At 72.5% G+C, this 22,104-nt stretch carries 27 protein-coding genes, 1 tRNA gene and 1 riboswitch; of the genes, 19 read left to right on the top strand and 9 right to left on the bottom strand.

What is annotated here, in order from left to right; genetic code table 11:
- The 4 genes from VIB11_RS16950 to VIB11_RS16965 all read left to right on the top strand — a co-directional run.
- A partial coding sequence (locus VIB11_RS16950) for a segregation and condensation protein A (RefSeq protein ID WP_332057244.1) occupies window positions 1–808 on the top strand: 808 nt, incomplete at its 5' end.
- Window positions 801–1,454, top strand: a complete 654-nt coding sequence (scpB, locus tag VIB11_RS16955) for an SMC-Scp complex subunit ScpB (RefSeq protein ID WP_332057245.1) — start codon at window positions 801–803, stop codon at window positions 1,452–1,454. The genes VIB11_RS16950 and scpB, both read left to right, overlap by 8 nt.
- Window positions 1,451–2,653, top strand: coding sequence for a pseudouridine synthase (locus VIB11_RS16960; RefSeq protein WP_332057246.1), 1,203 nt, complete (start codon window positions 1,451–1,453; stop codon window positions 2,651–2,653). Before scpB ends, VIB11_RS16960 begins: the two co-directional genes overlap by 4 nt.
- Window positions 2,654–2,735: 82 nt before the next feature.
- Complete coding sequence (locus VIB11_RS16965) at window positions 2,736–3,818, top strand: prephenate dehydrogenase (protein WP_332057247.1); 1,083 nt, start codon at window positions 2,736–2,738, stop codon at window positions 3,816–3,818.
- 16 nt (window positions 3,819–3,834) lie between these two features.
- Here the strand turns inward: VIB11_RS16965 and VIB11_RS16970 are convergent, their stop codons facing one another.
- Window positions 3,835–5,322, bottom strand: coding sequence for an HNH endonuclease (locus VIB11_RS16970; RefSeq protein ID WP_332057248.1), 1,488 nt, complete (start codon window positions 5,320–5,322; stop codon window positions 3,835–3,837).
- A 60-nt stretch (window positions 5,323–5,382) separates the two neighbouring features.
- Between VIB11_RS16970 and cmk the strand changes: the two genes are divergently transcribed.
- From cmk to VIB11_RS16990, 4 genes are all read left to right on the top strand, one after another.
- Window positions 5,383–6,078 carry a (d)CMP kinase gene (gene cmk, locus VIB11_RS16975; RefSeq protein ID WP_332057249.1) on the top strand — a complete coding sequence of 232 codons (696 nt, stop codon included), beginning with the start codon at window positions 5,383–5,385 and terminating at the stop codon, window positions 6,076–6,078.
- 48 nt (window positions 6,079–6,126) lie between these two features.
- Entirely contained in the window at window positions 6,127–7,683 is a 1,557-nt protein-coding gene (der, locus tag VIB11_RS16980; RefSeq protein ID WP_414695882.1) for a ribosome biogenesis GTPase Der, read from the top strand.
- 101 nt (window positions 7,684–7,784) lie between these two features.
- Window positions 7,785–7,858 (top strand) — tRNA-Pro (locus VIB11_RS16985).
- A 309-nt stretch (window positions 7,859–8,167) separates the two neighbouring features.
- Window positions 8,168–8,698 (top strand): AAA family ATPase, encoded by a 531-nt coding sequence (locus VIB11_RS16990; RefSeq protein WP_332057251.1) that lies wholly within the window; start codon window positions 8,168–8,170, stop codon window positions 8,696–8,698.
- A 120-nt stretch (window positions 8,699–8,818) separates the two neighbouring features.
- Here the strand turns inward: VIB11_RS16990 and VIB11_RS16995 are convergent, their stop codons facing one another.
- The gene (locus tag VIB11_RS16995; protein WP_332057252.1) at window positions 8,819–9,298 is read right to left on the bottom strand and encodes a hypothetical protein; all 480 of its coding nucleotides are present in this window, start codon (window positions 9,296–9,298) and stop codon (window positions 8,819–8,821) included.
- 206 nt (window positions 9,299–9,504) lie between these two features.
- On the opposite strand from VIB11_RS16995, the gene VIB11_RS17000 reads away from it, so the two are divergent.
- Window positions 9,505–9,819: a hypothetical protein gene (locus VIB11_RS17000; protein ID WP_332057253.1), complete on the top strand. Its 315-nt coding sequence runs from the start codon at window positions 9,505–9,507 to the stop codon at window positions 9,817–9,819.
- Here VIB11_RS17000 and VIB11_RS17005 read toward each other — a convergent pair.
- The gene (locus VIB11_RS17005; RefSeq protein WP_332057254.1) at window positions 9,804–10,505 is read right to left on the bottom strand and encodes a hypothetical protein; all 702 of its coding nucleotides are present in this window, start codon (window positions 10,503–10,505) and stop codon (window positions 9,804–9,806) included. The two genes, VIB11_RS17000 and VIB11_RS17005, sit on opposite strands and share 16 nt — an antisense overlap.
- A 43-nt stretch (window positions 10,506–10,548) precedes the next feature.
- On the opposite strand from VIB11_RS17005, the gene VIB11_RS17010 reads away from it, so the two are divergent.
- Entirely contained in the window at window positions 10,549–10,968 is a 420-nt protein-coding gene (locus VIB11_RS17010) for a hypothetical protein (RefSeq protein ID WP_332057255.1), read from the top strand.
- A gap of 97 nt (window positions 10,969–11,065) precedes the next feature.
- Here VIB11_RS17010 and VIB11_RS17015 read toward each other — a convergent pair whose 3' ends face one another.
- The 6 genes from VIB11_RS17015 to VIB11_RS17040 form a co-directional block, all read right to left on the bottom strand.
- Window positions 11,066–11,395, bottom strand: coding sequence for a hypothetical protein (locus tag VIB11_RS17015; RefSeq protein ID WP_332057256.1), 330 nt, complete (start codon window positions 11,393–11,395; stop codon window positions 11,066–11,068).
- A 125-nt stretch (window positions 11,396–11,520) separates the two neighbouring features.
- Window positions 11,521–12,171 (bottom strand): class I SAM-dependent methyltransferase, encoded by a 651-nt coding sequence (locus VIB11_RS17020; RefSeq protein ID WP_332057257.1) that lies wholly within the window; start codon window positions 12,169–12,171, stop codon window positions 11,521–11,523.
- Between the two features lie 86 nt (window positions 12,172–12,257).
- Window positions 12,258–12,581 (bottom strand): hypothetical protein, encoded by a 324-nt coding sequence (locus VIB11_RS17025; RefSeq protein WP_332057258.1) that lies wholly within the window; start codon window positions 12,579–12,581, stop codon window positions 12,258–12,260.
- Window positions 12,578–13,225 carry a DUF2461 domain-containing protein gene (locus tag VIB11_RS17030; protein WP_332057259.1) on the bottom strand — a complete coding sequence of 216 codons (648 nt, stop codon included), beginning with the start codon at window positions 13,223–13,225 and terminating at the stop codon, window positions 12,578–12,580. Before VIB11_RS17030 ends, VIB11_RS17025 begins: the two co-directional genes overlap by 4 nt.
- Before the next feature lie 51 nt (window positions 13,226–13,276).
- A complete protein-coding gene (locus VIB11_RS17035; protein WP_332057260.1) occupies window positions 13,277–14,500 on the bottom strand; it encodes a 4-alpha-glucanotransferase in 1,224 nt (407 codons plus the stop codon).
- Window positions 14,501–14,546: 46 nt separating this feature from the next.
- Window positions 14,547–15,707, bottom strand: coding sequence for a MalY/PatB family protein (locus tag VIB11_RS17040; protein ID WP_332057261.1), 1,161 nt, complete (start codon window positions 15,705–15,707; stop codon window positions 14,547–14,549).
- Window positions 15,708–15,773: 66 nt separating this feature from the next.
- Here VIB11_RS17040 and VIB11_RS17045 point away from each other — a divergent pair, with 66 nt between their 5' ends.
- The 9 genes from VIB11_RS17045 (at window position 15,774) to VIB11_RS17085 (ending at window position 21,674) form a co-directional block, all read left to right on the top strand.
- A complete protein-coding gene (locus VIB11_RS17045) occupies window positions 15,774–16,400 on the top strand; it encodes a CDP-alcohol phosphatidyltransferase family protein (protein ID WP_332057262.1) in 627 nt (208 codons plus the stop codon).
- Window positions 16,397–17,419, top strand: a complete 1,023-nt coding sequence (locus VIB11_RS17050) for a DUF881 domain-containing protein (RefSeq protein ID WP_332057263.1) — start codon at window positions 16,397–16,399, stop codon at window positions 17,417–17,419. The genes VIB11_RS17045 and VIB11_RS17050 overlap by 4 nt, the downstream gene beginning before the upstream one ends.
- Window positions 17,416–17,748, top strand: coding sequence for a small basic family protein (locus tag VIB11_RS17055; protein ID WP_332057264.1), 333 nt, complete (start codon window positions 17,416–17,418; stop codon window positions 17,746–17,748). Before VIB11_RS17050 ends, VIB11_RS17055 begins: the two co-directional genes overlap by 4 nt.
- A gap of 5 nt (window positions 17,749–17,753) precedes the next feature.
- On the top strand, window positions 17,754–18,590 hold the full coding sequence (locus tag VIB11_RS17060) for a DUF881 domain-containing protein (protein WP_332057265.1): 837 nt from the start codon (window positions 17,754–17,756) through the stop codon (window positions 18,588–18,590).
- 44 nt (window positions 18,591–18,634) lie between these two features.
- Window positions 18,635–19,021 (top strand): glycine cleavage system protein GcvH, encoded by a 387-nt coding sequence (gene gcvH / locus VIB11_RS17065; protein WP_332057266.1) that lies wholly within the window; start codon window positions 18,635–18,637, stop codon window positions 19,019–19,021.
- A gap of 146 nt (window positions 19,022–19,167) precedes the next feature.
- On the top strand, window positions 19,168–19,623 hold the full coding sequence (locus VIB11_RS17070) for an FHA domain-containing protein (protein ID WP_332057267.1): 456 nt from the start codon (window positions 19,168–19,170) through the stop codon (window positions 19,621–19,623).
- A gap of 40 nt (window positions 19,624–19,663) precedes the next feature.
- Window positions 19,664–20,353: a MerR family transcriptional regulator gene (locus VIB11_RS17075; protein ID WP_332057268.1), complete on the top strand. Its 690-nt coding sequence runs from the start codon at window positions 19,664–19,666 to the stop codon at window positions 20,351–20,353.
- 65 nt (window positions 20,354–20,418) lie between these two features.
- Window positions 20,419–20,916, top strand: a complete 498-nt coding sequence (locus tag VIB11_RS17080; protein ID WP_332057269.1) for a bifunctional nuclease family protein — start codon at window positions 20,419–20,421, stop codon at window positions 20,914–20,916.
- Window positions 20,917–21,092: 176 nt separating this feature from the next.
- Entirely contained in the window at window positions 21,093–21,674 is a 582-nt protein-coding gene (locus VIB11_RS17085) for a MerR family transcriptional regulator (protein WP_332057270.1), read from the top strand.
- A 75-nt stretch (window positions 21,675–21,749) separates the two neighbouring features.
- Window positions 21,750–21,847, top strand: a riboswitch (glycine riboswitch).
- Window positions 21,848–22,104: the final 257 nt, after the last annotated feature.

The raw sequence follows: 22,104 nt of genomic DNA on the forward strand, positions 1-22,104 counted from the left end.
CGACCTGCTCCTCGGTCTGATCTCGAAGCACAAGCTCGACATCACCGAGATCGCCCTCGCCAAGGTCACCGACGAGTTCATCGCCCACATCAAGGCCCACCAGGCGACGGGCGCCGACGGCCAGGAGTGGGACCTCAGCCAGGCGTCGGAGTTCCTGCTCGTCGCGGCCACCCTGCTCGACATCAAGGCGGCGCGGCTGCTGCCGCAGCTCAGCCCCCAGGACGAGGAGGACCTCGCCCTCATCGAGGCGCGCGACCTGCTGTTCGCTCGGCTGCTCCAGTACCGCGCGTTCAAGGACATCGCGCACGGCTTCGCCGAGCGCATGGCCACCGCGGGGCGGATGACGCCTCGCCAGGCGGGGATCGAGCCGCAGTTCGCCTCCCTGCTGCCGGAGCTCGTCATGGGCATCACGCCGGAGCAGCTGGCCATGGTCGCGGCCCGGGCCATGACGCCCAAGGTGGCTCCGACGGTGGGTCTGGAGCACCTGCACGCCCCGGCGGTGAGCGTCCGTGAGCAGGCGACGATCGTCGGCCACCGGCTGCGCCGGGAGCGGGCCTGCTCGTTCCGGGCGCTGGTCGCCGATGCCGACAGCACGCTGGTCATCGTGGCGCGGTTCCTCGCCCTGCTCGAGCTGTTCCGAGAGGCCGCGATCGCGTTCGAGCAGGCCGAGGCGCTCGGCGAGCTCACGGTGCGGTGGACGGGGTCGGACGAGGGCGAGATCGAGGTCAGCGACGAGTTCGACGAGGATGACGACACCGACCGGGACGTGGCAGCCGACCTGCCGAGCAAGGAGCACAGCGATGAGTGACCAGGAGGCCGGGCCCACGCCGCTGGACGCGGCCGACCAGACCGTGCCCGAGGGCGGTGCCGAGGAGCAGATCGCCTTCGACATCAACGACTTCCCCGGAGGGGCGCGCAGCGCGATCGAGGCGGTGCTCATGGTGGTCGACGAGCCGGTCACCGAGGTGGCCATCGCCTCCGCGCTCGAGCTGCCCGTCGACGACGTCGTGGCCCACCTCCACGCGCTGGAGGAGGAGTATGCCGCCGCGCAGCGCGGCTTCACGCTCCGCAGCGTGGCCGGGGGGTGGCGCATCTACAGCCGGTCGGAGTATGCCCCCGTCGTCGAGAAGTTCCTGCTCGACGGCCAGCAGGCCAAGCTCACCCAGGCCGCGCTCGAGACCCTCGCCGTGATCGCCTACCGCCAGCCCATCTCGCGCTCGCGAGTCGGCGCCGTGCGGGGCGTCAACGTCGACGGCGTCGTGCGCACGCTGCTCACCCGCGGGCTCATCGCCGAGGTGGGCAACGACGGGGAGAGCGGCGCGGTGCTCTACGGCACCACCGACTACTTCCTTCAACGGCTCGGGCTCGGCAGCCTCGACGAGCTCCCCGCTCTTGCCCCCTACCTCCCGGAGGTCGACATGCTCGACGAACTCGCAGAACAGGGCCGTTCGTGACGCCCCCCAAGCCCCGGGGTGGCGCGGGCGGCGGACGCGGCGGCTCCGGCGGGAGTCGGGGCGGCTCCGGCGGGAGTCGGGGCGGCGCGGGTGGCAGTCGGGGCGCCGGGGCTGGGCGCGGTGCCTCCGGTGGGAGCCGGGGCGCAGGTACCGGGCGCGGATCCGGCGCGGGCCGAGGCTCTGGCGGTTCCGGGAGGGGCGCCGACTCCGGGGGCGGTGCCTCCGGTGGGAGCGGGGGCGCGGGCTCCGGGCGCGGTGGTGCAGGCTCCGGGCGCGGCGGTGCAGGCTCCGGGCGCGGCGGTGCAGGCTCCGGGCGCGGCGGCGCGGGCTCCGGGCGCGGCGGCAGCAGTACTGGGCGTGCCACGTCAGCCTCAGGCCGCGGCGGGCGTCCGCAGCGTGCCGGCACGACCAAGCCGAGCCAGCCGACGCGGCTTCCGGGGCGCCCGAGGGCCGCGGTGCCGGTCGACGTCCACGACCCCGAGGGGACCAGGCTCCAGAAGCTGCTCGCGGCCGCCGGCGTGGGGTCCCGCCGCGTGTGCGAGAACCTCATCGAGCAGGGCAGGGTCGAGGTCGACGGCCAGGTGGTGACCGAGCTCGGCGTGCGGATCCGCCCGGACCAGATCGTCCACGTGGACGGTGTGCGGGTGCAGCTCGACGAGGGCAGGGTGTACTTCGCGTTCAACAAGCCGCTCGGCGTCGTGACGACGATGAGCGACGAGCTGGGTCGGGTCAACATCGGGGACTACGTCGGCAACCGCAACGAACGCCTCTTCCACGTCGGTCGCCTCGACGCCGACACCGAGGGCCTGCTGATCCTCACCAACGACGGCGACCTGGCCCACCGGCTGCAGCACCCGCAGTACGGCGTGGCCAAGACCTACCTCGCTCAGGTGCCCGGGCCGATCCCGCGCGACCTCGGGAAGCGACTGCGCGAGGGGGTTGAGCTCGATGACGGCCATGCGGCGGTCGACTCCTTCAAGGTGGTCGACTCCCGTCCCGGGAAGGCGCTCGTCGAGGTCGTCCTCCACGAGGGGCGCAAACACATCGTGCGGCGGCTGCTCGAGGCGGTGGGACACCCGGTCATCACCCTCGTGCGCACCCAGGTGGGCCCGATCCGGCTCGGTGACACCAAGCCGGGGAAGATGCGGAGGCTGACCAAGGACGAGGTGGGCCAGCTCTACACGGCGGCAGGGCTGTAGGCGCTGACACACACGAGCGGACGCGGCACACACGAGCGGACGCGGCACACGGCGCTGCGGCGGCGTCGGTAGCCTTCGGGCCGTGACTCTTCGCGTGCGCATCGTCGGGACCGGCCTGATCGGGACCAGTCTGGGCATCGCGCTGTCCCGGGCAGGCCATGAGGTCTCGCTCGAGGACCCGTCGCCGACCGCCGCCGCGTTGGCCCGCGACCTCGGAGCGGGCCGCCTGGCGTCGTCGGAGACGGCACCGCCCGAGCTGGTGGTGGTCGCGGCACCCCCCGACGTCGCCGGTGCGGTCGTGGCGGAGGAGCTGCGCCGGTGGCCGGATGCCGTGGTGACGGACGTGGCCTCGGTGAAGGTCGCCGTGCTGGAGGAGGCCCGCGCCAGGGGTGGGGACCTGACCCGGTACGCGGGGTCGCACCCCATGGCGGGCAGGGAGAGGTCGGGCGCGGTCGCCGCTCGCGGCGACCTCTTCGACGGACGGGCGTGGGTGGTCGTGCCGCACGCGGAGTCCTCCTCGACGGCCGTCGAGCTCGTGCGACAGATGGCCACCGACGCCGGGGGGACGGTCAGCGTGATGAGCCCAACCGAGCACGACGCGGCGGTCGCCGTCGTCTCGCACGTCCCGCAGGTCGCGGCGAGCCTGGTTGCGAGCCGGCTGCGCTCCATCCCGGAGTCGGCGGCGGGGCTGTCGGGGCAGGGCATCCGTGACGTCACCCGCATCGCCGCCAGCGACCCGCAGCTGTGGACCCAGATCCTGGCGGGGAACGCGCCGGCGGTGCGGAGGGTGCTCGGCGACCTGCGCGACGAGCTCACCGAGGTGATCGGTGCCCTCGAACACCTCGAGCAGGGCAACGGCGTCGGGGCACGCGAGGTGCTCGCACGCGTCGTCGCGCACGGCAACACCGGACACGACCGCATTCCCGGCAAGCACGGGGCCGCTCCCACGACCTATGCCGTCGTCACGGCCCTCGTGCCGGACCAGCCGGGGGAGCTCGCCCGGCTGCTGCACGACGTCGGTGACGCCGGGGTGAACCTCGAGGACCTGCACCTCGAGCACGGCTTGGGGCAGCCGTTCGGGCTCGCCGAGATCTCTGTGCTCCCGGCTGTCGCGGAACGGCTCGCCGAGGAGCTGCAGGCACGCGGCTGGCAGCTGCACGGCTGACCTCGGCCGTCGCCGGTCAGGCGCTGTCGAGCAGGTCGATGGTCCGGTGCCGGTCGGCCCAGGTGAGCGTGATGAGGTTCTCGTGCCACGGGTGCCGTGACCGGGTCGGTGCTGAGCCACGGGCTCGACGGGTCGGTGCTGGGCCACGGGCTCGACGAGCCGGCCGTCGGGCAGGCAGCACCGGCGGGGCCGTGGAGTCGTAGGTATGACCGGTGGGAGTGGTGGTGCGCACCCGGTGCACAGGCGCGTGGGGGTCGGCGGGTGAGGGCCCGGGGTCGAGGGTGGCGGCGGACCAGCCGGGGGCCTCCTTGGCGTGGTTGCACGCCTCGCACAGTCCTTGGCCGTTGGGGGTGCTGGTGGCGCCGCCGGCCCGGTCGGGGACGACGTGGTCGGCGTGCCGGATCGGGGCGTCGCACCACGGCGTGCGACAGGTCTGGTCGCGGACCAGGAGGAACCGGCGCAGCTGGCCGTCGAAGACCCGCCGGCGGGAGTCCATCGCCACCAGCTGGGACCCATCGGGGTTGGTGAACAGCCGCCGCAGGGCCAGAGCGGTGCCGGTGTCCTCGCACGCGTCGGCACAGTCGGCGAGCAGCCGGCGGGCGAACGCGGCCGGGACGACCTGCCCGCCGGGAAGGCTGGCGGGCACGCCGTCACCAGGGCCTCCGTCGGGCCCGGTCGCGAAGAGGGTGTCGGCGGGCATGACCAGCTGGACCTCCAGCGGGACCGCGGCGGCCGTGGCCTGCCCGGTGACTCGCTCGACGAGCGTGTCGGCCATGACCTGCCCGTCCCCACGGGCGTCCGGTGCGGCGCCGTCGCCGGTGGCACGGACGGTGCCGACCGCGGCGTGCAGGGCGGCGTAGGCGGCCACGCCCTGCTCGACCGGCAGCAGCGCGGTCAGGTAGGTCATGGTGTCCGGGGCCGCTCGCAGCCACACTCGCCGGTCCTGACGGGCCTTCGCGGCCCGTGTGACCACCGACGCGGCGTCGAACTGCACGGCCAGTGCCTTGGCGCGGGCCTCCACCTGGCGGTCCGACAACGTCGGCAGGTCGATGGCCAGGGCGGCGTCGACCGCACGGCGGTCGTCCGGGTGCAGGCAGGCGGTCTCACGGGCGAGGACGGTGGCCCGCCACTCGCTGACCCTCCCGTGGCGGAGGTGCTCCCCGGTGTGGGGCAGCTCGTCGGTCAGTGCCTTGGCCAGCCCCAGATGCCGCGAGCCCCGCGACGGCGACTCCCGGCGCGCCAGCGCCACCTGCGCGCCGACCCCGCGGCCCCGTTTCCTCGCCGGCACGCCCGCTGTGGCCTGCACTTCCCGCTGCGAGGCGTCGAACGCCACCGCCACCACCGCCTGCGCCCCGGCGCACGCGTGCTTGACCGACTCCAGCAGCGACAGCTGCTCGACCCGCTCCGCGTCCGACACAGCGGTGTCGAGCGTGGGGAGCCGCCGCAGGAAGACCCGCAGGTCGTCCGTCGTCAGTGGCTGCCCACCCCGCGCTGGTTCGAACATGTGTCCAACACTAGGGGAGGGGTGTGACAGCGCCGTCCAGCCCTGCCCTACGCTCTGCGGGTGACCAGCGCTCCTCTCATCGTCGCCATCGACGGCCCCTCCGGGTCGGGCAAGTCCAGCGTCTCCAAGGCGGTGGCCCGCGCGCTCGGGGTCGGCTACCTCGACACCGGTGCCATGTATCGCGCGCTGACCTGGTGGTGCCTGGAGGAGGGGGTGGACCTCGACGACCAGGCGGCCGTGGCGCACGCGGCCCGGGACCTCCCCCTCGAGATGGGTACCGACCCCGCTGCCCCGGGCGTGAAGGTCTCGGGCCGCGAGATCGACCAGGACATCCGCACCACCCGCGTCTCCGAGGTCGTCTCCAAGGTGGCGACCAACACCGACGTGCGGCCGGTGCTCCAGCAGCTCCAGCGCGACCTCATGGCCCGCATCGCCGAGGAGACCGGTGGTGTCGTGGCCGAGGGGCGCGACATCACCACGGTGGTCGCCCCGGACGCTGACGTCCGCGTGCTGCTGACGGCGAGTGAGGAGGCCCGCCTGCGCCGGCGCTCCAAGGAGCTGCACGGCCACGCCGAGGACCACGCGGTCGAGGCGACCCGCGACCAGATCGTCCGCCGCGACCAGGACGACTCCACGGTCTCGCAGTTCACCGAGGCCGCCGACGGCGTGGCCCTCCTCGACACGTCCGACCTCGACTTCGACGAGAGCGTCCAGGCCGTGCTCGACGTCGTCCGGGCCACGGCTGCCAGCCGCTGAGGCTGCCCCAGGTGCCCGTGGACGGCCGCGCCGGGAAAGTGCGCGACAATGGAGGCCGACGCCCGCGCAGGTGAGGTCGGTCGCGGACGCGGCCGACCGGCATACCGAGTGGGCCAACCCCCACCCGACCGCGCCGAAGGACCACCTGTGAGCGAGCACCTGACCGACGACACCTCTGTCGAGCGCGCCCTGCGCGCTGGGCTGGAGGAGTTCGACCTCACCGAGGAGGACCGCTCCCTCCTCGAGGGCGAGGGCGGCGACGAGGCGTATGCCGCAGAGCACGGCCCGCACCCCGTGGTCGCTGTCGTGGGCCGCCCGAACGTCGGCAAGTCCACGCTCGTGAACCGCATCCTGGGCCGCCGCGAGGCCGTCGTCGAGGACGTGCCCGGTGTGACCCGGGACCGCGTGGCGTACGACGCCGAGTGGTCCGGGCGCCGGTTCACCCTCGTCGACACCGGTGGTTGGGAGATCGACGCGACCGGCATCCACCTGCGCGTGGCCGAGCAGGCCGAGGTCGCCGTCGACCTCGCCGACGTCGTGATGCTCGTCGTCGACGCCACGGTGGGTGCCACCGATGACGACGAGGCCGTGGTGAAGCTGCTGCGCCGGTCGGGCAAGCCCGTCGTGCTGGTGGCCAACAAGGTCGACGACCAGCGCACGGAGGCCGACGCCGCAGCGCTGTGGAACCTCGGTCTGGGACAGCCGTGGCCGGTGTCGGCGCTGCACGGCCGCGGGAGCGGCGACGCCCTGGACGCGGTGCTCGAGGTGATGCCGAAGGTGTCGGCCGTGGGTGGTGCCTACCAGCGCGGCGGTCCGCGCCGTGTCGCCCTCATCGGCCGCCCGAACGTCGGCAAGTCCTCGCTGCTGAACAAGCTCGCCGGCGAGAACCGCGTCGTCGTCGACAACGTCGCCGGCACGACCCGCGACCCCGTCGACGAGTTCATCGAGCTCGGTGGCAAGACCTGGCGCTTCGTCGACACCGCCGGCATCCGCCGCCGGGTCCACCAGACCCGCGGCGCCGACTTCTACGCCTCGCTGCGCACCCAGACGGCGCTGGAGAAGGCCGAGGTCGCGGTCGTCCTCATCGACGCGGAGCAGACGATCGCCGAGCAGGACATCCGGGTCGTCCAGCAGGTCATCGACGCCGGCCGGGCCCTCGTCGTCGCCTACAACAAGTGGGACCTGCTGGACGAGGAGCGCCGCTACTACCTCGAGCGAGAGATCGAGCGAGAGCTCGTGCAGATCCCCTGGGCGCCGCGCGTCAACATCTCGGCTCGCACCGGGCGTGCGGTCGAGAAGCTCGTGCCCGCCATCGAGCGGGCCCTCGAGTCGTGGGACACCCGCGTGCCGACGGGCCGCCTCAACGCGTTCCTCGGCGAGATCGTCGCCTCCAACCCGCACCCGGTGCGCGGGGGCAAGCAGCCGCGGATCCTCTTCGCCACGCAGGCGGGCACCCGTCCGCCGCGGTTCGTGATCTTCGCGTCCGGCTTCCTCGAGGCCGGCTACCGGCGCTTCCTCGAGCGCAGGTTGCGCGAGGAGTTCGGCTTCGAGGGCACGCCCATCGAGGTGTCGGTCCGGGTCCGGGAGAAGCGCCGCCGCAAGTAGCGGCGGGTGCACGGCACACCGATTTCAAGCAGCGGTATGCCGTGCGCTAGGGTTTCGCTCGCGCCTGCGGCTCATCGCAGCCATGGCGACAACTGAAGATTCGGGCTGTGGCGCAGCTTGGTAGCGCACTTGACTGGGGGTCAAGGGGTCGCAGGTTCAAATCCTGTCAGCCCGACCGATCGGGCCCTGATCTGTTTCGACAGGTCAGGGCCCGTTTTCATGCCCCGCTCCGGCCACCCTGGACCACCCCGAGCGCAGGCTTCTCCGGACCACTTCCGGACCACCAGGCGGAGAACGCGGTGCCGGCGTCGAGCACGACCGGCGTGTCCGCGATGTGCGCAGCGGTCGTTGTAGGGCGCAGTGCCGCCGGTAGTTCCGAGCCGCCGACCCGACGCGACAGCATCCGGCGCGCCTCCGTGCATCCGCTGTCGGGTCGGCGCCTTCGCCTGTCGGTCCCTTCATGACATGGCCTACCCTGCGACGCGTGCCGCCAACGCCCCCGCAACTTGTCGTCCTGCGAGGCAATTCCGGGGCCGGCAAGAGCTCGGTCGCCGCCGAGCTTCGTCGCCGTTGCGGACGAGGGCTCGCGCTCGTCGCGCAGGACAACATCCGCCGCACCATCCTGAAAGAACTGGATCGACCTGGCGGGACCAACATCGGGCTGATCGAACAGATCGTGAACTACACCCTGGCCAACGGCTACCACGTGCTGTTGGAGGGAATCCTCTACGCCGACCACTACGGCGAAATGCTCCTGCGGCTCAACCGGGACCATTCAGGCCGCGCCCACTTCTTCTATCTCGACATCGAACTCGAGGAGTCGTTCGTTCGACACAAAACGCGGCCGCAGGCCGGCGACTTCACCACCGAGGACATGCGCGCCTGGTATCGCCCGACGGACCTGGTCCCGGGCTTGGGGGAGACGCTGATCACCGCCGACGCCGGCGCCGACGCGGCCTCGCCCATGGCCACGGCCGAACGCGTGATCAGAGAGAGCGGGCTCTTCACCGCGTAGCCCCATGGGGATTCGTCGTGCGCGCAGGGTGATTGGCGAGGCGCCCGCCAAGACCGTTTCATGACGTGGGTGTCCATGGCGCGTCGCCTGGCACGGGACACGTCGGCGGCTCTGGGGAAGTCACGCAGAGACGGCCGCCCGCACCTGGTCGAGCATGGCCGTCTCTCGCTCACTGACGCGCTCGGCGTGGAAGCCCATGAAACCGCCCTCCTTGGCGGCGTCGGCGGCTGCCTGGGCAGCGGCGACCAGCCACCGCCCGAAAGCTGCGGCCTCATCGGGTGTGGCCTTGGCTGCGACCGCGGTCTGCACGGCGCGCAGCTCCTCGATGACCTGGCCTCCCGGCGACCCGTCTGCTGCGGGCTTGTACCCGCTGAGCGGATTCTTCCTCTGCTGCGCCATGGCCTGGATCTCCAGCGCCACCTCGGCCAGCAGCTGCTCGCGGCTCGGTGGGTTGGTGGCGATCTTGAGCGTCGCCATGGACTCCTTCGCAGCCTCGATCGGACCACCAGGGTCGGCCAGCGAGAGCGCCATTCCGGCCACCAACGGAGCCCGCACGATCCGCAGCCATTCTTCCTCGGTGAAGTCACTCTTCGTCGTCACGGCATGTCCTTCCTCCAGCTCACACCTGGGCAGCACAGGGACCAGCTCCAGACGAACGGTGAGGCACTCGGACGGCCACCGCCTCACCCCGGACGGGTGAAACGTGGAGGGCGCGAGACTCACCCCTCCATGTGCGCGCAGTTCCCGTCACGCGATGGGCCGCGGTGACATGCTCGAGCAGGGCACAGACGAAGGGGGAGGCGCGCGTGGGTGAGCAGCAGTCGCGAGGTGCTCGCACGGTGGTGGGGTACTCCCAGCCGGCGAAGGGCGGGTCCGTGGCCGAGCTGATGGCGTCGACGAGACCATCGAATCCTCGCACCTGGCCGCTGGTCGCCGCCCTCGTCGCGGGGCTCTTCCCCCTTGCGTACCCCGTGGCAGTGTGGGCTGCAGTCTCGTACTGGCGGCAGCCGCGCAGCCAGTGGCGCTGGCGGTGGCTCTCCCTGGGACTGCTTGTGCTCGGGCTGCTGAACGTCGTGGGGTTCCTCGCCTACGGGTACGGGCGGTACTACACCATCCGGTAGCAGGTCCCGGACCCGTCGAGCAGTCCTCCGCTGAGGACGAGGCGCCACTGACGCGGCCGTGCGAGCGTGGAGGGGTCAGCCCGCTGCGAGCAGGGGCCGGGCGGGGGACCGTCAGCAGGAGCCGAGATGCGGGCGCGAGCGCGGCGCAGCGCGACGAGGAGTGCAGCGATGACGATGAGAGCTCGAGGCGTCGCCATCAGGTGGTGCCCGCTGACCTCGCACGTCGTGGTGCTGACCGCAGCTGCGGTGCTGGTCTCGTCATGCGGCGGCGACGGGGGGACCCAGCGGCCGACGGAGGCAGCATCGCGCACCACGACGGCGTCGCCGGCCGAGACCCCGACGCCAGACGAGACCGCGACGACTCCCAACGTCCCCACGCGTACCCAGACGCGCACCAACACCCCGACACGTACGGCCGCAGCCACAACGCCTGTCAGCACACCGACACCCACGCAGCCCGTGACGGTCAGCCCGCCGCCGCCTGCGACCGAGACCGCAGGCCCGACGAGGACGGTCACCGCACGGCCGACCGAGACCGTGACAGCGACGGTCACGACGACCAGCACCCCCAGACCGACTCCCGAGGAGTCGACTCCGACCGTGACGGAGACACCCACCACTCCGCCCACGACTCCGCCCACGACTCCGCCGACCACTCCGCCCACGCCGGGGTCGTCGGCAGACACGTCGACGACACCGGCGTGGCTGTGGTGGCTCCTGGGTGCCCTCGTGCTCGCGGCCGTCGTCGCGGTTCCACTGATGGTGAGGGGACGCCGGCGCCGAGCCTGGAACGAGGAGCTGGCCGAGTCGGTGGACGAGGTTGCCTGGTTCGCCCGCGTGCTCGTCCCCGAGCTGCGGCAGGCCGGCTCGGTCGAGCAGATCCGCGGAGGTTGGGCGGTCGGAGAGGGCAGAGTGGCTGCCGCAGAAGATCGGCTGACGGCTCTGGAGGCCACCGCCCACGATGACGCTGACCGCACCCGCGTGCGCGGCCTACGCGATGTCGTGCGGGCATCGAGGCAGCGCATCGTGGGCCTGACCACCATCGGGGTGGCAGCCCCCTCGCTGGAGCTGGAGCGGGTGGCCGCCGACCTCGAGGCGGCGCTGGCGGCCTCGTCACCTGCCACCGCGCCGCCACCGGGCTCTGCGTAGGGACCACCGGGTGGACGCCCTCGGGTGGGCGTCAGCGGGACCGGCCGACACGTCGGCCGGTCCCGCTGACAGATGGCGAAGACGGCCCGTGGGGTGCCTACGGCCCCTTCACGTCGTGGGGCAGGATGCGCACGCTGCTGCTCGCGCCGGTGACCTCGTGGACGGTGCCGTCGGCTCGCCGCCATGTCGTGGCGTCGGCCTGGCCCTGGCTGACGGTCGCGGCAAGCTTGCGCCGCATCTCGGCCGTCAGGCGGGTGGGGTGGCTGCGCTCGTAGCTCGAGGTCGATGAGCCGACCATCTGGCGTGCCGGCTCGGAGCCGGCTGCAGACGTCGAGTGGCTGGTGAACGCCGCGCCCAGGCCGAAGCCGGCCGTGGCCGCCACGGCAGCGCCGACGACGACCGAGCGGGCAGAGGATGAGAGGTTCATGGTGATGTCCTTCGGGTTTCGGCGGCCCTGTGCCGCCTCTGGACACCACGTTCCGATGCTCAGCGCAGCCCCGACAGGCACCCAAGGTGGACGAGAGGCACACCTGTGCGCCGCCCGGCGCCTCGTCAGTCCTCCGGTCGCTCCAGGCCGGCGACACGCCACGCCAGCCCGCGATGGGCGTACGACGAGACCAGACCCCGGTCGTGGAGGACGCGGAGCATCTCGTCCGGGGGGTGGGCGAACGTGCGGAAGGTCTTGCCGGTGAGGCGGAACATGAGGTTCTGGGTGCCCAGCAGGGCCCGGGAGACGGCGTTCCGCGGAGGGTGGCTGAACACGAGGAGGCGGCGAGCGTGGTCGGCGGCGGCACCGAGCAGCTTCTCGTAGTCGGGGTAGCAGCACACGACTCGGTGGAGAACGACGACGTCGGCAGCCTCCACCTCGCCTGGGGCAGCCGCGATGTCCAGCCTGCGTCGGTGCACGCGCCCCGTCACTCCGGCATCCGTCGCCAGCTGCCTCGCCTGGGCGTCATAGGCGTCGACCAGCTCGAGGTTCGTGGCGCGTGCGGCGCCCCGACGGAGGAGCTCGATCTGGAGCTCACCGACCCCACCGCCGATCTCGAGCACCGTCGCCCCCTCGACGCCACGGGCGCTGAGGAAGTCGACCATCCGCCGCTCGGTGGCATCCAGACCGCGCCTGCGGTAGCGCCTGGCCCGGTGGCGGGCGAAGCGCTCGCCGAACATGTCCTCGTACCCGCTCGGGTCGCAGCAGCCAGCCACAGTGCGAGTATGCCGCCGGCACGCCACGGACGCACTCACGACCTCGCGGTTGGTGGAGGCGTTGGATCAGCCCCACCGGATCGGCTTCACGTGTGCGATGCTGCCCGGGGTCGCGCGGCCACCAGGCACAGCAGACCGGCAACCAGGATGGGCGCCCCGATGGAGGCGATCCCCAGCAGGCCCGACACCACCAGCAGGCCGCCGGCGCCCAGCAGCGCGGCGCGTCGTCGAACGGCCCGTGTCCGCGCGGCATACAGCGCCAGTGCCCCACCCGCGACGAGCAGCGAGAGGAACCATCCCGCGGGCACGTCGCCCTGGCTGCGCATCAGGCCCACATAGCCGGCCGCGCTCGACAGGGCGACGCCGCCGCCCGCCGCGGCCAGCCAGTCGACACGACCGCCCGCAGTCATCGCTCCACCGTCATGTCGACGTGGGCCTGGACCCAGTCCACCAGCGGCCGGATCTGTCTCCACGACGCCCGCACGTGGCCCAGGGCGGCGGGTGTCTCGAGCCAGCCGGGTGTCCCGATGTGCCTGATGGCCATGAGCTCCTTGCGACGCAGCAGCTCCATGCGGGGGTGCTGCGCGGGATAGCCGCGCGGCCGGGTCTTCAGGCTCGCACCCTCGAGGGTGAAGCCGGCAGTGGCCAGGCCGGCGACGATCGACTCCAGCTCCGGGCCGCTCGCCTCGTCGGCGACGGCGTCGCGGAACTGCTCGGTCTGGGCGGGGGAGTGGGTGCGGAAACCCCCACCCACCGTGAGTCCTTCGCTGCTGACCTGCACGTAGTAGCCGACGCCGGCGTTCGGACCAGCCAGCGCCCCCTGGTGGGTCTTGTAGGGGGACTTGTCCGCGCTGAAACGGACGTCGCGGTAGGGCCGGAACAGCCTCGCCTCACCGAACTCCGGCTCCAGCTCGTCGAGCAGGGCACGCATCGGCTCGCGCACCTCCGCCTCCCACTGCGCCTTGTGGGCGGCCCAGTACTCCTTGGTGTTGTCGCGCTCGAGGCCGCCGTAGAAGCTCACCCCCCAGGCCGGGAACCCACGAAAGTCGCCCATGCGCCGACTGTCGCACGGCGGCAGGCTCCGGGGCCATGAGGGGCGTGGCGGTCAGCAGCGCCCGGCGGCCGCGGTCAGCCCGCGCATCCGTTCGGCGTGCTCCGGGGTCAGGGCCCCCGCCGCCATCTGCCACGCCCAGCCACCCTCGATGCCGGGAGCGTTCATCCGCGCCGACGAGCCGAGCCCGAGCACGTCCTGCGCCTGCACCATGGCCAGACCGCAGGGAGCCTGCAGGGCGAGCTCGATCATGGCCCACGACGGCTCGGAGTCGCCGTCCGTCGTGATGCCCGCGTCCTTCCAGGCGCGCCTCGCGAGCGACCTGCGGTCCTCGGGCAGCGTCTCCCACCAACCGCACACCGTGTCGTTGTCGTGGGTGCCGGTGTAGACGACCTGGTCGGTCTCGAGGTGGTCCGGGTCGTGGGTGTTGTCGTGGTCGTCGGGGTTGAACCCGAACTGCAGCACCGCCATCCCCGGGTATCCCAGGGCGCGGCGCAGCTCGATCACCGGGGCATCGATGTCACCGAGGTCCTCGGCCACGACCGGCAGCGGGCCGAGGGCGGTGGTCGCCGCGTCGAACAGCGCGCGGCCGGGCCCCGGCTCCCAGCGACCCCCGAGCGCGGTCTCCGAGCCGGCCGGGATCGCCCAGTACGCGGCGAAACCCCTGAAGTGGTCCAGCCGGACGAGGTCGAACAGCGCGAACGTGCGCCGAAGCCGTTCGATCCACCAGCGGTAGCCGTCCCGCTCCAGGGCGTCCCACCGGTAGAGGGGGTTGCCCCAGAGCTGCCCCGTCGCGGCATACGCGTCCGGCGGGCAGCCCGCCACGGCGTCCTCACGGAAGAACTCGGGCCAGGCCCGCTCGTCGGCACCGTCCGGCGCGACGTAGATCGGCACGTCGCCCATGAGCCTCACCCCGCGCTCGGCGGCGTAGGCGCGCAGGGCCGCCCACTCCCGCGCGAACCGCACCTGGTCCGCGAGGTCCCCGCCGAAGTCGGTCCACGAGCCGACCCAGTAGGACTCCTGCGCCGCGAAGGCGTCGAGCTCCTCCTCCGCCACCGGCGCGTGCGGGTCCTCCAGCAGTGCGGGCGACGCCGCGAAGGCCGACGGCGACTTGTAGGGCGAGTGGTGCTCGTCGGGCACGGAGAGCGGCAGCACCTGCCACACGGACTGCCCGGCAGCCGCCAGCCAGTCGACGAAGTCGCGGGCGGCTGGCCCGAGGCGGCCCCCCGGCAGGGAGGTGATGTGCAGCTGGACGCCACTGGCGCGTGCGGTGGTCACGGTCAGAACCCTCCCATGGACGGCGCCGTTCGCCAGCGGGATCCGCTCACGCCTGACTCCCTCGCCTCACGGCACGGGCCATCCGCTCGACGGCCTCCCGGAGGATCTCCGGCGACGTCGCGAAGTTCAGCCTGGCGTGCCCCGCTCCTCCGGTGCCGAAGCCAGGGCCGGGGCTGAGCGCGACACGGCCGCGCTCGCGGAACACCGCGGCGGGGTCAGGGCCCAGCCCGAGGGCCCGGCAGTCCAGCCAGGCGAGGTACGTCGCCTCGGGCACGTGGTACCCGACCTCCGGGAGGTGCTCGGCGAGCAGGTCCGCGACCAGACGACGGTTCTCGTCGAGGCCGGAGAGCAGCGCGGCCAGCCAGGGGTCGCCGTCGCGCAGTGCCGCGGCCAGCGCGAGGGAACCGACGTGGCTCGCGCCGAACGCCACCTCCTCCGGCATCGCGGCGAGGTCGTGCTGGGCGTCGGCACCCGCCGTCGCCAGCGCCGACGGCAGCCCCGCGAGGTTGAACGCCTTCGACGCCGACATCAGCGAGAACGCGGCGGAGCCGACGGGGAGCGAGAGGAAGGGGGTGAACGTGCCGGGCTCGTGGACCAGCGGGGCGTGGATCTCGTCGACGACCACCCGGACGCCGTGGTGCGCCGCGAGCTCGCCGGTCGCCATGAGCTCCGCGCGCGTGTGGACCACCCCCGTGGGGTTGTGCGGGCTGCACAGCAGGTATGCCGCCGGCCGGCCCCCGCGCCGCGCCTCGCCGAAGGCCGCGTCGAGGGCCTCGAGGTCGAGGCGGCCGTCGGCCCCGAGGGGCGCCTCGACCACGCGGCGCCCGAGGTTGCGGACGAAGGCGAAGAAGGGCGGGTAGACCGGCGGGTTCAGCACCACCGCGTCCCCGGGCCCGGTGACGACCTTGAGCACCTCGCTGACGCCCAGCATCACGTTGGGGACCAGCCGGGCCCGGCCCGGGTCCGGGGACCAGCCCCAGTGACGCTCGGCGAAGGCGGCGAGGGCCTCGGCGTAGTCACGCGCCCACGGGTACCCGGTGTCGCCGAGGGCCATCGCCCGGGACAGGGCGCGGGCGACGGGCTCCGGGGGCAGGACGTCCATCTCGGCCACCCACAGCGGCAGGACGTCGTCACCGTAGAGCCGCCACTTCAGGCTCCGGCGCCGGCGCAGGTCCGTCTCCGTGGCCGTGAGCAGGGGATTCTCCATGGCGCGACTCTACGGAGTGGGCGAGCCGCGTTCGGTGGCCACGCTGGCAGCGCATAGGCTTTCGGGGTGGCACGTAAGGGCGAGCAGACGATCACCCCGGGGGTGGCGCCCGCCGTCTCCGACCGCGTCCTCACGCTGCCCAACGTGCTCTCGGTGCTACGACTCGTGGGCGTCCCCATCTTCCTGTGGGCCATCCTCGCCGGGCACGACGCGATCGCCCTCGCCACGCTGATGCTCTCGGGGGTCAGCGACTACCTCGACGGGAAGATCGCGCGTCGTTTCGGGCTCGTGTCGCGGGTCGGCCAGCTCCTCGACCCGCTCGCCGACCGGCTGTACATCGCGACCACGCTGTTCGGCCTCGCGTGGCGCGACATCATCCCGTGGTGGCTGGTGGCGCTGCTGGTCAGCCGTGAGGTGCTGCTGGCCGGCGTGCTCGCCGTCGTGAAGCGTCACGGGCAGACCGGCCTCCCGGTCCACTTCGTGGGCAAGGCAGCGACCTTCAACCTCCTCTACGCCTTCCCGCTGCTTCTGCTCGGACAGGGCGAGAGCACCTTCGCGCAGGTGGCGCTCCCCGTCGGGTGGGCCTTCGCCTGGTGGGGGACCGGGCTGTACTGGCTCGGAGGTGTCATGTACGTCATCCAGGGCTGGCAGGTGGTCTCCCGGGCCCGGGCCGCCGAGCGGGTGACGCCGTGACCCCGCCTCCCACGTCCCACCGCGCCCCCGAACCGCCGACCACGCCCCAGGGGCGCCGGGTGGACGAGTCGATGACGCTGCTCACGTCGATGATGGAGCGGCCCCTCGACCCCTCGTATGCCGCGGCCGCGCAGCGCCGCGTCGACGCCGGGCTTCCCGCGGCGACCAGCACCCGCAGCCGGACCGTGCTCGTGGCGGCGGTCGTCGTCGGGCTCCTGCTGACGCTGGGGGCGCTGTCGCTGCGCCGACCCGAGACCGTCTCGTCCCGGGCGCGCGCCGACCTCGTCGCCCAGATCGAGGCGCGCCGTGCCGATGCGGACGCGCGCGCACGACAGGTCCAGGCGCTGCAGACCGAGATCGACCGCGCCCAGGCGAACGCCCTCGGTGGCGAGCAGGCCGCGCTCGCCAAGCGGCTCTCGGCGCTCTCCCGCTCGACCGGCAGCGACGCCGTGACCGGCCCCGGCCTCACCATCACCCTCGACGACGCCCGCAAGGAGGGCGGCGGCAGCGCGGACGGCGACCCGCGCACCCAGGCGGACTCCGACGAGGGCCGGGTGCTGTCCAAGGACCTCCAGCTCGTGGTCAACGGGCTGTGGGAGGCCGGGGCAGAGGCCATCGCGGTCAACGGGCAGCGGCTCACGTCGCGGTCGGCCATCCGCTTCGCCGGCGAGGCCATCCTCGTCAACTACCGTCCCCTGACCCGGCCGTACACCATCAGCGCCATCGGCAACCCCGAGTCCCTCGAGGTCGAGTTCGCCGAGAGCGCGGGCGGCGCCTACCTCCGGGCCCTGGAGGACAACTACGGGGTGCGCGTGTCGACCGCGCGGTCCGACAGGCTGACGCTCCCCGGGGCGACGTCGCTCACGGTCCGCACCGCCGCACCGCCCACCGTGAGCACCGCCACGACGTCGCCGCCCCCGGGCAGCACCCCGACCGGCCAGGGCAGTACCCCCCAGGGAACCCCGGGACAGAGCACGACCCACGACCCGACCTCGACGACTACGGAGTCTGCACAGTGATCCCGGTTCTCGGCCTCATCGGCGGCATCCTCATCGGGCTGTTCCTGCAACCCGAGGTGCCCCTCTGGCTGCAGCCCTACCTGCCCATCGCCGTGATCGCGGCCCTCGACGCGGTCTTCGGCGCGGTCCGCGCCGTTCTCGACGGCATCTTCAACGACAAGGTCTTCGTGGTCTCGTTCCTCGCCAACGTGGTGGTGGCGGGCTTCATCGTCTTCCTCGGCGACCAGCTCGGCGTCGGCGCCCAGCTGTCCACGGGCGTCGTGGTCGTCCTCGGGGTTCGCATCTTCTCCAACGTCGCCTCGATCCGACGACACCTGTTCCGGGCGTGAGCGACATGACCGACGGCACCACCGACGACGTGGGCGACGCGCGGCCCCGGCCCACGGCACCCCCGCCCGCGACGACCCCGCCGGGTACGACCCCGCCCGAGGCACCGCGGCGCGGCTCGTGGTCGACCATGTTCCGGATGGCCCGACCGCGGGCCACGCGCGCCAACTTCTTCGCGGCGGCGCTGGCCCTCGTTCTCGGCTTCGCCATCGCCACGCAGGTCCAGCAGACCCAGCAGCAGGGGCTCGAGCAGCTGCGCGAGGACGAGCTGGTGCGGATCCTCGACGACGTCTCGCAGGACGCCGCCAGGCTCGGCAACGACGCCCGGGCGCTCGAGGCGACCCGCGACCGGCTCCTCAGTGGCGCCGACACCAGTGCCGAGGCGCTCCGTGCTGCACAAGAGCGCCTGGACACCCTGGGCATCCTCGCCGGCACGACCCCCGCGAAGGGCCCCGGCATCGAGCTGACGATCACCGACCCTTCGCAGAAGGTCACGAGCGCGCTGCTCCTCGACGCCCTGCAGGAGCTGCGGGACGCCGGCGCGGAGGCCGTGCAGATCGGTGACGTCCGCGTGGTCGCGAGCACCTACTTCACCGACGGGCCCGGTGGCATCGAGGTGGACGGCCAGCGCGTCGACTCGCCCTACGTCATCCGCGCCATCGGGGACAGCGCGACCATGGCCTCGGCCATGGACATCCCCGGCGGTGTCAACGAGTCGGTCCGGCGCCTCGGGGCGGTCTCGTCGGTCGAGCAGCGTGACACGGTGGACATCACCGCATTGCACACCCTCGAACAGCCTCAGTACGCTCGCCCCGTCCCGGGGCAGACCGGCCAAGGGAACTGACCACCACCGACCGCCCCGCACGACGCCACTCGACGAGGAGAACCATGAGCGACCTGGAGTACCCGGACGACCTGCGCTACACCCCGGAGCACGAGTGGGTCCGCGTCGGGGACGGCGTGGTCCGGGTGGGCATCACGTCGTTCGCGCAGAACGCCCTCGGCGACGTCGTCTACGTCAGCCTGCCCACCGTGGGCGACACGGTCGCCGCTGGCGACGCCTGTGGCGAGGTCGAGTCGACCAAGTCGGTCAGCGACCTGTACGCGCCTCTGGCGGGGGAGATCACCGCAGCCAACGAGGCCCTGGACGCCAGCCCCGAGCTGGTCAACACCGACCCCTACGGCGAGGGCTGGATGTACGAGATGCGTCCCGCGGACGCCGGCGCCGTCGATGCGCTGCTGGACCGCGCGGCATACACCGACCAGCTCGGCTGACCCGGCCGATCCGCGCCCGTCGGCGCCGTGGGACACGCCCGTCGACCGTTTCGGGGCGGAAATCCTGCGGCACCCCTCGGCGTCACCTAGGGTTTGTGTTTTGCTAGAGGGGGCCGACTACAGATGAGACGAGGAGAGCCCAGCACATGACTGGCAGCGAGCACGAGGAGCAGGCCTCCCGCGCCCACGAGCCCACCACGATGCGCCTGCCGGGCATCGGCGGCCTGGAGCAGATCGACACCGGCGTCGAGGCCGAGGTCTCCCTGAGCAAGGCCGACCAGGCGACGGTCGACGCCCTCCGCGCAGGCACCGCGCTGCTCGTGGTGCTGCGCGGGCCCAACACCGGGGCTCGCTTCCTCCTCGACGACGACGAGGTCGCCTCCGGGCGCCACCCCGACAGCGACATCTTCCTCGACGACGTCACCGTCTCCCGCAAGCACGCGATCTTCCGCCGCGAGGGCGACACCTTCATCGTGCGCGACGTCGGCTCGCTGAACGGCACCTACGTCAACCGCGAGCGGATCGACGAGGTCGTGCTCAAGACCGGCGACGAGGTGCAGATCGGCAAGTTCCGCCTCGTCTTCTACGCCGGCAAGGGCTGAGCCCGGCCTGCCCGTGGGTGAACGCAGGGCCACCCGGGCCATGACCATCGGCGCGGTGCTCGAACAGCTCAAGCCCGAGTTCCCCGACATCAGCATCTCCAAGATCCGCTTCCTCGAGGCGGAGGGCCTGGTGACCCCGGAGCGCACGGCGTCGGGCTACCGCACCTACTCCCAGGACGACGTCGACCGCCTGCGGTACGTCCTGACCGCTCAGCGGGACCGCTTCTGGCCGCTCAAGGTCATCCGTGAGTCCCTCGACGCCCTCGACCGGGGCCTGACGCCACCGGGCGAGGGCGTGGACGCCGTGCGGCCGCAGCCGCCGCGTCCCGCCGAGGACCCGGACGTGCCCACGGCGGCGTCGCTCACGGTCAGCCGCCGTCTGCGGCTGACCCGAGCCGAGCTCGCGGCGGCGGCCGGGCTCGACGACGCGACGTTCACGGCCCTCGAGACCTTCGGGCTGCTGCGTGCGGACGACTCCGGGCACTTCGGAGAGTCCGCGTTGGCGGTCGCCCACGCTGCGGCCAGCCTCGCGGCCTACGGCCTCGAGCCCCGGCACCTGCGTCCCTTCCGGACCGCCGCCGACCGCGAGATCGGCCTCGTCCAGCAGGTCGTGCGACCACATCGCGGCGCGGCACGGGGCGGCCCGCGGGAGGACCCGACCGCAGAGGTCCTGCGGCTGTGCATCGCGCTGCACACGGCCCTGGTGAAGTCGGGTCTCGAACACCCCTGAGCCACACCGGCGTCGGGCCTCTCCAGAGCCGAGACGCGTCGATGACCGCGGGGTACGGTGGGGGAGTGAAGGTTCTGGACGTTCTCGGGGTGCGGGTCGAGATGCCCACCAACCACCCGATCGTGCTGCTGCGCGAGCGTGGTGGGGACCGCTACCTGCCGATCTGGATCGGCGCGGCGGAGGCGACGGCGATCGCCTACGCCCAGCAGGGCATCGAGCCGCCACGGCCGCTGACCCACGACCTGCTGAAGAACGTCATCGAAGGGCTCGGGCACCGGCTGACCGAGGTGCGGATCGCCGCGCTCAAGGACGGCGTCTTCCACGCGGCCCTGGTGTTCGACGGCGCGGTGGAGATCTCCTCGCGGTCGTCGGACGCCATCGCCCTGGCCCTGAGGACCGGCACCGAGATCACCGCCGGCGAGAGCCTCCTGGAGGAGGCCGGCGTGACCATGGCGCCCGAGGAGGACGACGACGAGGTCGAGCGCTTCCGCGAGTTCCTGGACCACGTCTCCGCGGAGGACTTCGAGAAGCCCGAGGAGAAGCCGGGCGAGGCCGAGGCCTGATCGCGAGGCTGGCGAGGCAGCCGAGCCTCACGCTCAAGTGAACATCGAGGGTATGCCGTCCAGGGGCGACACGCCGATACCCGAACCATCGAGGGGTCGTTGACGTGCGGCGATGCCGCCCGTACCGTCAATAGTCCCCGAATACAAGCAGTGTAGTTACACAGGAGGTGTGCGCCGTGAACCCCACCGGTGAAGCCCAGTCCGGCCAGACGACGGTGCCGGTCGCAGCGCAGGGCCTGTTGTTCACGGACGACCTCCCGGAGCTGAGCGAGGACATCGGCTACCGCGGGCCGACGGCCTGCAAGGCGGCCGGCATCACCTACCGACAGCTGGACTACTGGGCCCGCACCGGCCTGGTCGAGCCCTCGGTGCGCGGTGCGACCGGCTCGGGCACCCAGCGCCTCTACGGCTTCCGCGACATTCTCGTGCTCAAGGTCGTCAAGCGACTGCTCGACACCGGCGTCTCGCTCCAGCAGATCCGCGTGGCCATCCAGGCGCTGCGTGAGCGGGGAGTCGAGGACCTCGCCCAGATCACGCTCATGAGCGACGGGGCGTCCGTCTACGAGTGCACCTCGGCCGACGAGGTCATCGACCTCGTGCAGGGTGGCCAGGGAGTCTTCGGCATCGCCGTCGGCCGCGTCTGGCGCGAGGTCGAGGGCGAGCTCGCCGAGCTGCCCAGCGAGCGCACCGAGGACGAGGCCCCCGCGGCCCACCCGGGCGACGAGCTGACCGCCCGGCGGCAGGCCCGTCTGGCCTGAGCGCCACCGACATTCCACACCGAGCCCGCCTCCGACCGTCGAGGCGGGCTCGTGCTGTAGATTTGAAAGCGCTGAACACCCCGCGTGGGAGAGTCCCCGCGTGCACGTCACGGCGGGGCGCCGAAGGGGCAAACTCCCCGGAACCTCTCAGGCGCCAGGACCACGCGGATCAGGCACCTCTGGAGCGACGACGGCAGACGTCGGCGGCGTGACAGATGGGGAGGCACCCGTCCCGCATCGTGTCAGGAGCCTCATGTCCCAGTATCCAGAGTTCGTCACCCGGCACATCGGTCCCTCAGAGGGCGACGTCGCCGACATGCTCAAGGCCATCGGGCAGGAGAGCCTGGACTCCCTCGCCGACGTGGCAGGCCCCGGTGGCATCCGCTCCGAGCAGGCCCTGCACATCGACGCGGCCCCGTCCGAGGCCGCC

Source organism: Pedococcus sp. (assembly GCF_036554925.1).
Lineage (GTDB): Bacteria > Actinomycetota > Actinomycetes > Actinomycetales > Dermatophilaceae > Pedococcus_A.

Excerpts from the sequence above, each read along its gene's own strand:
- VIB11_RS17040 (WP_332057261.1), bottom strand. The coding sequence starts at position 15,707 with ATGGAGAATCCCCTGCTCACGGCCACGGAGACGGACCTGCGCCGGCGC.
- VIB11_RS17070 (WP_332057267.1), top strand. The coding sequence starts at position 19,168 with ATGACTGGCAGCGAGCACGAGGAGCAGGCCTCCCGCGCCCACGAGCCC.
- VIB11_RS17015 (WP_332057256.1), bottom strand. The coding sequence starts at position 11,395 with ATGAACCTCTCATCCTCTGCCCGCTCGGTCGTCGTCGGCGCTGCCGTG.
- scpB (WP_332057245.1), top strand. The coding sequence starts at position 801 with ATGAGTGACCAGGAGGCCGGGCCCACGCCGCTGGACGCGGCCGACCAG.
- VIB11_RS16970 (WP_332057248.1), bottom strand. The coding sequence starts at position 5,322 with ATGTTCGAACCAGCGCGGGGTGGGCAGCCACTGACGACGGACGACCTG.
- VIB11_RS17060 (WP_332057265.1), top strand. The coding sequence starts at position 17,754 with ATGACCGACGGCACCACCGACGACGTGGGCGACGCGCGGCCCCGGCCC.
- gcvH (WP_332057266.1), top strand. The coding sequence starts at position 18,635 with ATGAGCGACCTGGAGTACCCGGACGACCTGCGCTACACCCCGGAGCAC.
- VIB11_RS17030 (WP_332057259.1), bottom strand. The coding sequence starts at position 13,225 with ATGGGCGACTTTCGTGGGTTCCCGGCCTGGGGGGTGAGCTTCTACGGC.
- VIB11_RS17075 (WP_332057268.1), top strand. The coding sequence starts at position 19,664 with ATGACCATCGGCGCGGTGCTCGAACAGCTCAAGCCCGAGTTCCCCGAC.
- der (WP_414695882.1), top strand. The coding sequence starts at position 6,127 with ATGGAGGCCGACGCCCGCGCAGGTGAGGTCGGTCGCGGACGCGGCCGA.
- VIB11_RS17025 (WP_332057258.1), bottom strand. The coding sequence starts at position 12,581 with ATGACTGCGGGCGGTCGTGTCGACTGGCTGGCCGCGGCGGGCGGCGGC.